The organism is uncultured Alsobacter sp. (genome assembly GCF_945952055.1).
Taxonomy (GTDB): domain Bacteria; phylum Pseudomonadota; class Alphaproteobacteria; order Rhizobiales; family Beijerinckiaceae; genus Alsobacter.
In genome coordinates this window covers 1-12,822 of record NZ_CAMFHB010000082.1, presented here as the reverse complement: position 1 = coordinate 12,822, position 12,822 = coordinate 1, and the positions used below count along the sequence as shown (strand labels likewise).

Below are 12,822 nucleotides of genomic sequence, written 5' to 3'. Positions count from 1 at the left end.
GAGTGTCAGGGATGTCCCCGAACAGCTGTCAGGTATGTCTCCGGGCTGTACACCGAGCCCGGGCAGGACGTGGAGAGGGTGAGCCAGCTGGACTGGCGGATGCCTTCACAATCCCCGAGCAGCCCGCCGAGTGGGCGCGTCGAAGGACGCAGGACCTCGCGACCGCCGCTTACTCCGCCTTCTTCGGCCGGGGTGGGCTGGCGATGGCGGGCAGGGACTTGAGGTAGGTCGCCATGGCCGCGCGGTCATCGTCGCTGAGCTGCGAGGTGTTGCGGATGACGGCCGTCATGGATCCGCCGACCGAGTCGAAGTCCGGCGTGAAGCCGGTCTTCAGGAGCTCGGCGATGTCGGCCTTGGACCACTTGCCGAGGCCGTTGGGGTCCTGGGTGATGTTGGGGACGAAACCCTCGCCCTCCGGGTTCGGGCCGCCGGAAAAGCGCTTGTCGGAGGGAATGTTGCCGGCCAGCGTGCGCGGCGAGTGGCATTCGGCGCAGTGCCCCGGGCCGTTGACGAGGTAGGCGCCACGGTTCCAGTCGGCGGGCTTGGAGGGATCGGGCGTGAAGGTCTGGCCGTCCAGGAACGCCAGCTTCCACAGGCCCAGGCCCCGGCGCAGCGTGAAGGGGAAGGCGAGGTCGTGATCCTTCACCCGGCCCTCGGCGGGAGCGAGCGTCTTGATGTACTCGAAGACGTCGGCGAGGTCGTTCGGCGACATCCGCTGGTAGGACGTGTAGGGGAAGGCCGGGTAGTAGTGCCGGCCGTCCGGAGAGACGCCCTCCCGCATGGCGCGGACGAAGTCGGTCGCGGTCCACGCTCCGATGCCGTCGCGGGGGTGGGGCGTGATGTTGGGGACGTTGAAGGTGCCGAAGGGCGTCTTCAGGCCGAGGCCGCCGGCGAGCTTCAGGCGATCCTCCTGACCGGGCACCATGTGGCACGACGGGCAGCCGCCGGCATTGAACAGCGTCTTGCCGTTGTCGAGGGAGCGCTGCCCGGTGGGCGTCAGCTTTCCGTCGCCGCGCAAGAGGTCGTAGGTCCCCGGTGCCGTGAGCACGAAAAACCCGACCAGTCCGGCTGCAACGAGCGCGGCCAAAACGCCAATCACCTTCATGCGACCAAGTCCTCCACCGGCGGAAACAAAAAACCCGGGCCGAGGCCCGGGTTATCACATTCGTGTCAGGAGGGCCTCAGCCCTTCTTCACGCGGTACGTCTCGTGGCAGCTACCGCAGTTCTTCAGCACGTTCGGGAAGTTCGCCTTGAAGGACGCCTCGTCCTTGATGGCCGTGGCGGCAGCCTTCGATTCGTTGGCGAACTTCTCGAAAGCCGCCTTGAAGCCGGCGGCGTCTTCCCAGATCTTCGGCGAGGCGGTGGTGTCGCCGCCGGTCTTGGAGTTGTCGGGATAGAGAGCCGGCATCTTCGCCGAGGTCTCCTGGTACTTGGCCAGCGACGCCTGGACCTTGGCCAGATCGAACGGCGCTTCGCCCTTCAGCATCGCGGCCGGGTCCTTGGTGGCCCCGCCGTTCGCCTTCATCAGGTCGCGGCGCTGGGCAATGACGTCGGACTGGGCCAGCACTACCGTGGCCGAGCATGCGGCAAGCGCCGCAGCAAACGCGAGACGAAGCATTCGTGATCCCCCTGAGGTGGTCTGTCCATGGGCCACCGAGTTCGGCGTACCCTTCACGTAAACAAACGCAGAGGTGGGATTATTTCATGGCCTAGGTACAAATACGTGCAAACACGCCTTTGCGCGGATGCATACGGCGGCGCCCCGTAGGCGCCGCCGCAAACAGGTTTCGTCAGGCAGCTTTGGCTGAGCCGCGCCGAATCGCGTCGAAGACGCGGTCCGGAGTCGCCGGCATGTCGATGTCCCGGATGCCGTAGGCGCGGTCGAGGGCATCGACCACGGCGTTCATCACCGCGGGGCAGGAGCCGATCGACCCCGCCTCGCCGGCGCCCTTGATGCCCAGCGGATTGGTGGTCGACGGCACGTTCTTCGTCTCGAAGTGGAAGAACGGCAGGTTGTCGGCGCGCGGCATGCAGTAGTCCATGAAGCTCGCCGTCACGAGCTGCCCGTCGCGGTCGAAGACCGTCTTCTCGAGCAGCGCCTGGCCGATGCCCTGGGCCACGCCGCCATGCACCTGGCCGGCGAGCAGCAGCGGGTTCACCGCGATGCCGAAGTCGTCGCAGATCGAGTAGCGCACGATGCTGGTCACGCCGGTGTCGGGGTCGATCTCGACCTCGGCGATGTGGGTGCCGTTCGGATAGGTGGCGTTCGGCGGGGTGAAGTCGCCTTCGCCGGTGCGGGCCTCGGGCGTTGCCTGCGGCATGGCCGCGATGTCGGCGAAGGTGATGCGCTTGTCCGTGCCGGCGACGCGAATGGTGCCGTCGGCGATCTCGAGGTCGGCGACCGAGGCCTCGAGCTTCTCCGAGGCGAGCTGCTTCAGCTTCTCGGCAAGGTTCTGCGAGGCCACGTAGACCGACACGCCGCCCACCGGGATCGAGCGCGAGCCGCCCGTGCCGTGGCCGGTCTTCACCTGCGCCGTATCGCCCTGGACCACGCGGATCTTGTCGAGCGGCAGGTCGAGGTGCTGCGCCGCGAACTGCGCGTAGGCGGTGGCGTGGCCCTGGCCGTTCGACTGCGTGCCCGAATAGACCGTCACGGTCCCGTCGGTTTCCAGCCGCACCTCCACGTCCTCGCCATCGCCCCAGGCGGTGCACTCGATGTAGGTCGCCATGCCGATGCCGCGGATCTTGCCGTCCTTGCGGGCGGCACGCAGGCGATCCTTGAAGCCGGCCCAGTCCGCCGCTTCCATGGCGCGCGTCATGTGCTGGTCGAAGTCGCCCGTGTCGTAGGTGCGGTCGCCGATCGGCGTGGTGTAGGGCATGGCCTTGGCCGGGATGAAGTTCTTGCGCCGCAGCGTCTCGGGCTTCATGCCAAGCTCGCGGGCGGCGCGGTCGACGAGGCGCTCCAGCAGGTAGGCCGCCTCGGGCCGGCCGGCGCCGCGATAGGCGTCGACGGGAACCGTGTTGGTGTAGATGCCGCGCACCCGCACGTAGATGGCCGGGGTCTTGTAGACGCCGGTCATCATCGTCGCGCCGAGGAACGGGATGTAGGGCCCGAACTGCGACAGGTAGGCGCCCAGGTTGCCCAGGATGTCGAAGCGCATCGCCAGGAACTTGCCCGCGCCGTCGAGCGCCACTTCCGCCACCGCGACGTTGTCGCGGCCGTGGGCGTCGGACACGAAGTGATCGCCACGATCGGCCACCCACTTCACCGGCCGCTTCAGGCGCCGGGCGGCCTCGGCCGACAGCGGATATTCGCGGTACATGAACGACTTGGTGCCGAAACCGCCGCCCACGTCGCCGGTGATGACCTGCACCTTGGCGGGCTTCACCTTGAGGATCATGTTGGCGAGCGTGTCGCGCAGGCCGTGCACGCCCTGGCTCGTCACCGTGAGCTTCCAGCTCTTGGTCGGCGCGTCGTACTCGGCGACGCAGCCGCGGGTCTCCATGTAGTTGGTGATGAGGCGGTTGTTCTCGATGTCCACCTTCACGACCTTGTCGGCGCTGGCGAAGATGGCGTCGACCTTGGCCTTGTCGCCGAGGCTGGTGTCATAGGCGATGTTGTTCTTCTGCTCCGACCACACCGCCGCGGCACCCTTCTTCACGGCGGCGCGCATGTCGGCCACGGCGGGCAGCGTCGTGTAGTCGACGCCGATGGCCTCGGCCGCGTCACGGGCGCGCAGGGCGGAATCGGCCACCACGAAGGCGATGGCGTCGCCGACGTGCTTGGCCACGCCCTTGGCCAGCACGGGGATGTGGGCGACGTGGTTGCTGGTGCCGTCGCCGTTCGGCAGCGGGGCGAGGCAGGGCACGTCGCCGAGGTGGGCGACGTCCTCGGCCGTCAGGATCAGCTTCACGCCCTTCATGGCGCGCGCGGTCTCGAGGTCGGTGAACTTGAAGGAGGCGTGCGCGTGGGGGCTGCGCAGCACCACGCCGAACAGGCATTTCTCGGGGGTGTAGTCGTCGGTGTAGTTGCCTCCGCCGGTGATGAGGCGCTTGTCCTCGACGCGGCGCAGCGGCTGGCCGATACCGAACTTCTTGACTGCCATGGGATCCTCGACGTCCGAACGATGTGTTGAGAAGGGGGCGCGATGCGCCCGGAAAAGGGGAGTGGGTTCAGGACCCGGTTTCGACAGGACCGCCCTGGTTCACCCAATCGAGAAAGCCGCCCGCATAGTGGGCGTCGACCGGTACGCCGGCCTCGTGAGCCGAGTCGGCCGCGGTGAGGGAGCGCCGCCCCGAGCGGCACGACAGCACGATGCGGCGGCCCTGCGGATCGGGAATCGCCGTGGCGTCGAACGTGGACAGCGGCATCAGGATGGCGCCCGGGATGTGGCCGGCATCCCATTCGTTGGGCTCGCGCACGTCCACGAGCAGAATGGAGTTGTCGGCCAGGCCCTGGCGAATGTCGTCGAAATCGAGGTTCTCAACGCTCGGTTTGCGACCGAAGCCCATCATGCCCGCGCCTCCCGCTGACCGTCCTTGTCGGGCCGAACTCTACCCCATTCGCCGTGTTTGGCCAGACCGTCCCGCAACCTGTGCCATGCGTCATCGCGGCGCCAGCCGTGCAGCGCGCTTTCCGGCCTGGTTGCCGATTGACCGGGCCGCCGCGGCTCTTCAAGTTGCCGGGGGAGCAAACGCCTGATGTCCGCCGACCTGGGCCTCGCCGTGCGCATCGCCGCGCTGTACGCGGCCGCGTTCGCCGGCAATGGCCTCTACCTCACCTTCTATCCGATCTGGCTGGCCGACCGGGGTTTCCCGGCCGCCGAGATCGGGCTCATCATCGGCCTGCCGATCTTCGTGCGGGCGGCGGTGTCGCCCTTCATCGCCTTCCAGGCGGACCGCGCCTTCGGCGTGCGTCCCCTGCTGCTGATCACGAGCCTGGTGGCCGCCGCCGGCTTCTTCGCGCTGCCGCTGGCCAGCGGCTTCATCGCCGTCCTGTTCGTGACCTCGATCGCCTTCGCCGCCCAGGGTCCGGCCGGGCCGCTCACCGACATCGTCGCCATCGAGTCGCTGCGGCGCCGGCCGCGCCTGCATTACGGGCGGCTGCGCATGTGGGGCTCGGCGTCCTTCATCGCCGCCAGCCTCGGCGGCGGCGCGCTCGTCGGGGTGTTCTCGCCCTCGTCCATCCCCACGCTGCTGGCCTTGAGCGCGCTGCTCGCGGCGGCGATGGCGTTCGCGGCGCCGCGCGGCACGGCCCGCGAACCCGAGCGTCCGGACGGGGCTCCGGCCGAGGAGCCGGCCGCGTCGCGACGCCTCGTGCTGCTCATCATCCTGGCGACGGCCTTCAGCCATGCCAGCCACGCGATGATCTACACCTTCGGCTCCATCATGCTGCAGAAGGCGGGCTTCTCGTCGGCGGCCATCGGCCTGATCTGGGCTTCGGGCGTCGTTGTCGAGATCACGCTCTTCGCGGTGGTCGGCGCGGCGGCCGGCCCCGGCTTCCCGGCCTTCACGTTCCTGGCGATCGGCGCCGGCGTGGGCATCGCCCGCTGGATCGGGCTGGCGACGGGCGTGGAGGGGGCGTGGCTGGTGCTGCTGATCGCGCTGCACGGAATCACCTTCGGCGCGACGCTGCTGGGCTCGATCGGCGCGTTCGCCCGCATCCCCTCCGGTGGCCGGCGCGGCCGGCAGCAGGGGCTCTTCATCGCCGTCAACGCCACGCTGAACGGCATCACGACGGCGGCCTGCGGACCCCTGTACGAAGCCTTCGGCGCCGCGTCCTTCCTGGCGATGGTTCCCGTCGGCATGGCCTCGCTGGGGGCCACCGCCTGGGCGGCCCGCATCGCAGCCAACCCGGTTCAGCCCCACAAGGCAGGGGCGGGCGGATAGACGATGCTGCCCTCGTAGCGCAGGCCTTCGTCGCGGTCGCGGGCCAGCAGCAGGGGGCCGTCCAGGTCGACGAAGCGGGCATGCCGGGCGAGCAGGAGCGCGGGCGCCATGCCGAGCGAGGTGCCCACCATGCAGCCCACCATCAGCCCGAGCCCCAGGGTCTGCGCCGCCTCGACCAGCGCGAGCGCCGCCGTGAGGCCGCCGGTCTTGTCGAGCTTCACGTTGATCGCGTCGTAGCGCTTGGCCACCGAGAACAGCGTGTCGATGCCATGGGCGCTTTCGTCGGCGCACAGCGGCACGGGCCGCGGCAGGCCCTCCAGGATCCCGTCCTGCCCGGCGGGCAGGGGCTGTTCCACCATCACCACGCCTGCTTCCGCGCAGGCGGCGAGGTGTCTCTCGAGGTTGGCCTCGGTCCAGCCTTCGTTGGCATCGACCAGCAGGGTCGAATCCGGGGCGGCCGCCCGCACCGCGGCGAGGCGCTTGCGATCGTCCTGCCCGCTGCCGAGCTTGACCTTGAGGATCGGCCGGTCCGCCGCCTCGGCGGCCTTTTCGGCCATCACCTCCGGCAGCCCCAGGCTGATCGTGAAGCACGTGGTCGCCGGGGAGAGCCGCGCGATCCCGGCCAGGACGTGGGCGGGAACGCCGGCCTTCTTCGCCTCGAGGTCCCACAGCGCGCAGTCCAGCGCGTTGCGGGCGGCGCCGGCGGGCATGCCCTTCGCCAGTTCCACCCTGTCGCAGCCTTGCTCGACCAGCCCCCGCGCGGCCTCGATGGCGGCCACGACGCCTTCCACCGTCTCCCCGTAGCGCGCATAGGGCACGCACTCGCCGCGCCCGCGGGTGCCGCCCTCCGAGACGGTGGCGACGACCACGACCGCCTCCGTGCGTGAGCCGCGGGCAATGGTGAAGCTGCCGGCGATGGGCCAGCGCTCCACCGCGACGGAGAGGGTTCGGGCGCCGGTTTGGGGAGAATCGGCAGGCATGGTGATCTCCTCTCTGGCGTGTCCGAAAGGACGCGACGCGCGCGGGAGTCGTGCCGCGGCTTTGCCTGGGGTTGAACGACTCCGCGCCCGGCCCCACGATAAGGACCCGGGCGGTGGCCCTCAAGACAGGACGGGCACGCGGACCCGACGTGATGGAACCCGAGTTTGCGATCGAGCGCCATGGAGGCGAAGCCCGTCTCATCCTGGCCGGACCGTGGACGACGGTCGATGCCGAGCGCATCGAGCGTCTGGCTGATGGATTTGCCACGGACCTGAAGGGCGCGACCCGTGTCCTCATCGATCTGTCGCGGGTGGGGCGCCTGGACACGCTGGGCGCTTGGGTCGTCGACCGGGCGCGCGCCACCTTCCAGGCCTCCGGCGTGGACGCCGGCTACGTCAACCTCACCCAGGAGCAGAAGATCCTGCTCAACGAGGTGACCTACCGCGACGTGCTGGGCAAGCCGCAGCCGGCCCAATCCCAGGCGGTCGACATCCTGGCGGACGTCGGCCAGGCGATGGTGGGATCCTGGCGCGACCTCGTCGGCGGCACCAGCTTCCTGGGCGCGCTGGTGGCGGCCATCGGGCGCGTGCTGCGCAATCCGTCGAAGTTCCGGTTCACGCCGCTGGTGTTCCACCTGGAGGCCGTGGGCCTGCGCAGCGTGCCGATCATCGCCCTCATTTCCTTCCTGGTGGGCTGCATCGTGGCCCAGCAGGGCATCTTCCAGCTGCGCAAGTTCGGCGCGACGCCCTTCGTCGTGGACCTCATCGGCATCCTGGCGCTGCGCGAACTGGGGGTCCTGCTCACCTCGATCATGATCGCCGGCCGGTCCGGATCCGCCTTCACCGCCGAGATCGGCTCGATGAAGATGCGCGAGGAGATCGACGCGCTGCGCGTGATGGGCCTCGATCCCATCGAGGTGCTGGTGCTGCCGCGCATCTTCGCCCTGATGATCGCGCTGCCGCTGCTCACCTTCGTGGCCGACATCGCCTCGCTGTTCGGCGGCGGGGTGGTGGCCTGGATCTACGGAAGCATCTCGCAGGACGTCTATCTGGACCGCCTGCGCAACGCCGTGGCCCTGAACACGTTTCTGGTCGGCCTCATCAAGGCCCCGTTCATGGCATTGGTGATCGGCGTCATCGCGTGCATCGAGGGTCTCGCCGTCAAGGGCTCGGCCGAATCGCTCGGCCGGCAGGTGACGGCGTCGGTGGTGAAGTCGATCTTCATGGTGATCGTCGTGGACGGGCTGTTCGCGATGTTCTTCGCCGCGATCAAATACTGAGGGACCCTTGAGCGAAGCTGCCGCTCCGGCCGTCGAAGACGCCAAGACACCCGATCGCGAGGCGATCATCCGGGTGCGCGACCTCGTGGTCGCGTTCGGCGAAAAGCGCGTCATGAACGGGCTCAACCTCGACGTTCGCCGGGGCGAGATCCTGGGCTTCGTGGGCGCGTCGGGAGCCGGAAAGTCGGTGCTGACCCGCACGATCCTCGGGCTGGTGCAGAAGCAGTCGGGAACCATCGAGGTCTTCGGCGAGAGCCTGGACGACATTTCGCCGCAGCGACGCAGGGCCATCGAGCGGCGTTGGGGCGTGCTGTTCCAGCAAGGGGCGCTGTTCTCCTCGCTCAACGTGAAGCAGAACGTGCAGGTCCCGATGCGCGAGTACCTCAAGCTCTCGCCGCGGCTGATGGACGAGCTCGCCATCCTCAAACTGGAGATGGTGGGGCTGAAGGCCGACGTGGGCGGCAAGAACCCGTCCGAGCTGTCGGGCGGCATGATCAAGCGCGTCGCCCTGGCGCGGGCCCTGTCGCTCGATCCCGACATCGTCTTCCTCGACGAGCCGACCTCCGGCCTCGATCCCATCGGCGCACAGGACTTCGACGAGCTCATCGCCACGCTGCAGAAGACCCTGGGCCTGACCGTGTTCATGGTGACCCACGACCTGGGCAGCCTCTACTCTGTGTGCGACCGAATCGCCGCGCTGGGGGATGGAAAGGTCATCGCGGTGGGCGCCATCGAGACCATGCTGGAGTCCCGCGATCCGTGGCTCCAGGCCTATTTCCACGGCAAACGAGCTCAGTCGCTGGTCGGCGCAGAGCCGGCACGGTAGGTTGCATCCATGGAAACCCGCGCCAACTACGCCCTGATCGGCCTGTTCACCCTCGCGGTGATCGCCGCGGCCTTCGGGTTCGTCTTCTGGTTCTCCGGCAAGGACGCCTCCGCCAAGCTCGTCACCTACCGGGTGGTGTTCAACGGCTCGGTGTCGGGCCTCTCGCGCGGCTCGCTCGTCCTCTACAACGGCCTGCGGGTCGGCGAGGTGACGTCGCTGCAACTGCAGGCGGACGATCCCAGCAAGGTCGTGGCCCGCATCGACGTCGACGCCACCACGCCGATGAACGTGGACACGCGGGCGCGGCTGGAGTTCCAGGGCCTGACCGGCGTGGCGTCGATCCAGCTGTCGGGCGGACGCCCCGGCAGCCCTCCGCTGCAGAGCCCCGACGGCAAGCAGCCGCCCGTCATTTACGCCGATCGCTCGGACTTCCAGGACCTGCTCGAGAGCGCGCAGCGCCTCGCCAAGCGCGCCGACGACGTGCTGGCCAAGGCCGACTCCCTGTTCGCCGACAATGCCGGATCGATCAGCCGCACGGTGAAGAACGTCGAGACCTTCTCCGACGCGCTCGCCCAGAACTCCCAGGGCGTCGCGCAATTCCTGTCCTCGACGGGCAATGCCGCCGACAAGATCGCGAGCCTGTCCCAGGACCTGCAGAAGCTCACCGAGAACATCGATCGCATCGTGCGCGGCGTGAACCCGGACGACGTGAAGAACGTCGTGTCCAACCTGCAGGACATCACGTCCGCTGTGGCGGCGGAGAAGGCGAAGATCTCGCAGATCATCGCCGACGCCTCGACCCTGACGAGCCGTCTCAGCGGAACGTCGGAGAAGCTCGACAAGGCGATCGACGGGGCGGCCTCCGTGCTGCAGGCGGTCGATCCGGCCAAGCTGTCGCGCTCCATCGACAGCATCGACAAGTTCTCCGTGGCGCTCGCCGACAGCGCGCCGCGCGTCGACGAACTGCTGCGCAACGCCAGCGAACTCTCCTCCAAGCTCAACCGGTCGGGCGACAAGGTGGAGGGCGTGCTGGTCGACGTGCAGCAAGCCGTGCGCGGGCTCGACGGTGTGTTCCGCGGCGTCGACGGGGTGAAGGTCGCGCGCACCATCGACAACATCGACAAGTTCACGACCGCGCTGGGGGACAGCAGCGGCCGGGTCGACGAGATCGCGCGCAACGCCAACGACCTCGTGACCAAGCTCAACAAGTCCGCCGACAAGATCGACGCCGTGCTGCAGAGCGCCCAGGACGTGCTGGGCTCGGACAGCACCAAGGGCGCGCTGGGCGAGTTCACGGCCATGTCCCAGTCGATCCGCAAGCTCGCCGAGAACCTCGACAAGCGCACCGCCGAACTCACGGGCGGGATCAACAAGGCCACGAGTTCGGGCCTGCAGAGCGTCGAGCAGCTGGCGCAGGACAGCCGCCGCACCCTGAACGAGATCAACAGGACGTTGCGCAGCTTCGAAGCCAACCCGCAGCAGTTGCTTTTCGGGAACAAGCCCTCCATTCCCGAATATGGAGGCAAGCGTTGAGTCTTCTCCCGCCTTCGGCCCCGACCCCGGCATGTCCATGATCCCTGCGACCCTCGACCGCGCGAAGCGGCCCCAGAAGCGGCCCAGGGCCACGTTGCTGGCGCGCGCCTGCGCGGTGGCGGTTCTCCTGGGGCTTGCGGGCTGCGGCTCCTTCAGCCCGCCGCCGGAGACCTTCGACCTGTCGCTGCCATCGGCGTCGGGCACGCGCGGCGCGGCCGGCCGCCTGATCGTGGTGTCCGAGCCTCAGGCCCTGCAGGCGCTGGAAAGCGACCGCATCGTCGTGCGCTCCGGCGACGGGACGCTGTCCTTCCTGCCCGGCGTGCAATGGTCCGACCGCCTGCCGCGCCTCCTCCAGAGCCGCATCGTGCAGGGCTTCGAGAACGCGGGCCGGGCGGTGGGTCGCCCGGGCACCGGGCTCGCCGCCGACGCGGCCATCCAGAGCGAGCTGCGGTTCTTCGGCGTGTCGACGGCCGGCGAGACCCAGGCGGTCATCGAACTCTCCGCCAAGCTCGTCAACGGCTCGGGCAAGATCGTCTCGGCGCGCATCTTCCGCGCGACGGCGCCGCTCGCGGCCGTCGATGGAAAGGCCGCGGCGGCCGCCCTCGACCAGGCGACGGGCAAGCTCATCGCCGACATGGTGCGCTGGACCGGCGGACGCTGAAGCGTCGTCAGATCTTGATGTCGTAGGTCACCCACTTCGTCCGCGCGCCGACGCGGTCGTAGACGGCCCGGGCGCGATAGTTGTCCTCGGCCGTGATCCAGCGGATGACCGACCAGCCGCGCCGCGCGCCTTCGTCCTTCAGGAACTGCAGCAGCGCGTCGGCGACGCGGTGGCCGCGGGCGTCCGGATCGACGAAGAGATCATCCAGGAAGCCGCCGACGGTGGCCGAGAGCGGTCGCGCGAACGGGCGCACGTGGGCGATCCCCACGAGCCGGCCGTCGAACTCCGCGCCGAAGCCTTCCACGCCGTGTGTCCCGGCCGCGATCCACGACCACACGCGTTCGCGCATCTGCGGCGTCTGCTCGACTGCATAGAATCGCGCATAGCCCTCGTAGAGGCGCTCCCAGGCCGGGCGATCCTGGAGGGCGAGGGGGCGGATGGTCACGGGCATGGCGCGGTCCTGGGCTGGCGGGTCTGTTCTAGGCGAAGACCTTCGCACGAACGCGCGCGCGTCCCATGCCAAACTGTTTCGAACTCGGGCCCGAACGCCACCCACCTCCTCACTCAGTCCGCCTGCGGCTGCGTCTCAGAGCTTGTGGATCCCTCCCTGAGGACCGGCAGTCCAGTTCATACCGACCTCTCAGCCGTCATCCCCGGGCTTGGCCCGGGGACCCACGACTTTGCCGGAGGCATTCTCAAGTCGTGGGTGGCCGGGCCAAGCCCGGCCATGACGCGGAGAGAGTGAGCCAAGCTGGAACGGCTAAAGAATCACACGCTCTCGGGATGAGGACATGGGGGTGCCGGCCAAATTGCGCTCCGCACGATGGTGTCCGGCGGGGGCGCATCGAAGCTTCTGCTGCGAACCGTGCCCGTTCAGGACTTCGCCACGGCCACTCATCGCGTCTCAAACGAAAAAGGCCGGGCGCGAGCCCGGCCTTTCGTTCGTCGTTGCGTGCGTGGGATCTCAGTCGAACTTGCCGCTGGCGTGGGCGAGGATCGTGTAGACCTTGCCCTCGTCCGAGGTGAGGACCGAGCGCGACAGGGCCGAGCCGCGGTCGCCGGGGGCGATTTCGCGGAGAAGCTCCTCGAACTTGTCCACATAGGCGTCGACCGTCTCGCGGAAGTCCGGGTCACGCCGGTAGCGGCGGCGGAACTCGTCGAAACGCTCCTGGCCCTGCGGCGTGTAGAGGCGCCGCGAGAACACGTTGCGCTCGCCGTTGGTGTAGCGCTCCCACAGCTCCACCGCGGCCTCATGGTCGACCATGCGGGCGATGTCCGCCGAGAGGCTGCCCAGCGAGTCGGCCACGCTCGGCTGCGCCTCCTGCTGGGGTTGCGGGCGGGCCGCGGGGCGCTCGGGAGCCGGCGGCGGGGCCGGGGCACGCGGCGGCTCCGCGGGCGTCTGGCTGCGGCGCAGGGTGGGCTCCTCGTCGTCCCGGGAGGCGCGGGCCAGCAGCTCGGACAGCCAGCCGCCACCCTTGGGCGCCGGAGGCTGGGGAGCCGGGGCGGGTGCGCGCGGCGGGGCCAGGGGCTGCGCGACGGGCGCGGCCGTGGGGGCCGTTGCGACCACAGGCGGCGGCGCGGGAGGCGTCTGCGGCTGGGCGCCGGCCGACGGATCGCGCCGCGTCGGCTGCACCACCAGGTTCGCCCGGGAC

General features: G+C 69.2%; 11 protein-coding genes and 1 pseudogene. 5 read left to right on the top strand and 7 right to left on the bottom strand.

From position 1 onward, the window contains the following. Positions 1 to 169: 169 nt before the first annotated feature. The 4 genes from Q0Q47_RS30320 to Q0Q47_RS30305 all read right to left on the bottom strand — a co-directional run bounded on the left by Q0Q47_RS30320 (position 170) and on the right by Q0Q47_RS30305 (position 4,516). Positions 170 to 1,105 (bottom strand): cytochrome c, encoded by a 936-nt coding sequence (locus Q0Q47_RS30320; RefSeq protein ID WP_293868818.1) that lies wholly within the window; start codon positions 1,103 to 1,105, stop codon positions 170 to 172. Positions 1,106 to 1,181: 76 nt separating this feature from the next. Then, complete coding sequence (locus Q0Q47_RS30315) at positions 1,182 to 1,619, bottom strand: cytochrome c (RefSeq protein ID WP_293868817.1); 438 nt, start codon at positions 1,617 to 1,619, stop codon at positions 1,182 to 1,184. Positions 1,620 to 1,791: 172 nt separating this feature from the next. Beyond that, a complete protein-coding gene (locus Q0Q47_RS30310) occupies positions 1,792 to 4,107 on the bottom strand; it encodes a xanthine dehydrogenase family protein molybdopterin-binding subunit (protein ID WP_293868815.1) in 2,316 nt (771 codons plus the stop codon). A gap of 67 nt (positions 4,108 to 4,174) precedes the next feature. Then, complete coding sequence (locus Q0Q47_RS30305; RefSeq protein WP_293868814.1) at positions 4,175 to 4,516, bottom strand: rhodanese-like domain-containing protein; 342 nt, start codon at positions 4,514 to 4,516, stop codon at positions 4,175 to 4,177. 186 nt (positions 4,517 to 4,702) lie between these two features. Here Q0Q47_RS30305 and Q0Q47_RS30300 point away from each other — a divergent pair, with 186 nt between their 5' ends. Further along, a complete protein-coding gene (locus Q0Q47_RS30300) occupies positions 4,703 to 5,890 on the top strand; it encodes an MFS transporter (protein WP_293868813.1) in 1,188 nt (395 codons plus the stop codon). Here Q0Q47_RS30300 and dgcA read toward each other — a convergent pair. After that, positions 5,860 to 6,870, bottom strand: a complete 1,011-nt coding sequence (gene dgcA / locus Q0Q47_RS30295) for an N-acetyl-D-Glu racemase DgcA (protein WP_293868812.1) — start codon at positions 6,868 to 6,870, stop codon at positions 5,860 to 5,862. The two genes, Q0Q47_RS30300 and dgcA, sit on opposite strands and share 31 nt — an antisense overlap. 152 nt (positions 6,871 to 7,022) lie before the next feature. Here dgcA and Q0Q47_RS30290 point away from each other — a divergent pair, with 152 nt between their 5' ends. The 4 genes from Q0Q47_RS30290 (at position 7,023) to Q0Q47_RS30275 (ending at position 11,170) form a co-directional block, all read left to right on the top strand. Beyond that, complete coding sequence (locus Q0Q47_RS30290) at positions 7,023 to 8,150, top strand: MlaE family lipid ABC transporter permease subunit (RefSeq protein ID WP_293868810.1); 1,128 nt, start codon at positions 7,023 to 7,025, stop codon at positions 8,148 to 8,150. A gap of 112 nt (positions 8,151 to 8,262) precedes the next feature. Beyond that, entirely contained in the window at positions 8,263 to 8,976 is a 714-nt protein-coding gene (locus tag Q0Q47_RS30285; RefSeq protein WP_367278328.1) for an ABC transporter ATP-binding protein, read from the top strand. A gap of 9 nt (positions 8,977 to 8,985) precedes the next feature. Further along, complete coding sequence (locus tag Q0Q47_RS30280; protein ID WP_293868806.1) at positions 8,986 to 10,509, top strand: MCE family protein; 1,524 nt, start codon at positions 8,986 to 8,988, stop codon at positions 10,507 to 10,509. Positions 10,510 to 10,540: 31 nt separating this feature from the next. Next, positions 10,541 to 11,170 carry an ABC-type transport auxiliary lipoprotein family protein gene (locus Q0Q47_RS30275; RefSeq protein ID WP_293868804.1) on the top strand — a complete coding sequence of 210 codons (630 nt, stop codon included), beginning with the start codon at positions 10,541 to 10,543 and terminating at the stop codon, positions 11,168 to 11,170. 7 nt (positions 11,171 to 11,177) lie between these two features. Here the strand turns inward: Q0Q47_RS30275 and Q0Q47_RS30270 are convergent, their stop codons facing one another. Next, positions 11,178 to 11,621, bottom strand: a complete 444-nt coding sequence (locus Q0Q47_RS30270) for a GNAT family N-acetyltransferase (RefSeq protein ID WP_293868803.1) — start codon at positions 11,619 to 11,621, stop codon at positions 11,178 to 11,180. Positions 11,622 to 12,134: 513 nt separating this feature from the next. After that, positions 12,135 to 12,822 (bottom strand): annotated as a pseudogene (locus Q0Q47_RS30265) (apolipoprotein acyltransferase); the annotation flags it as partial.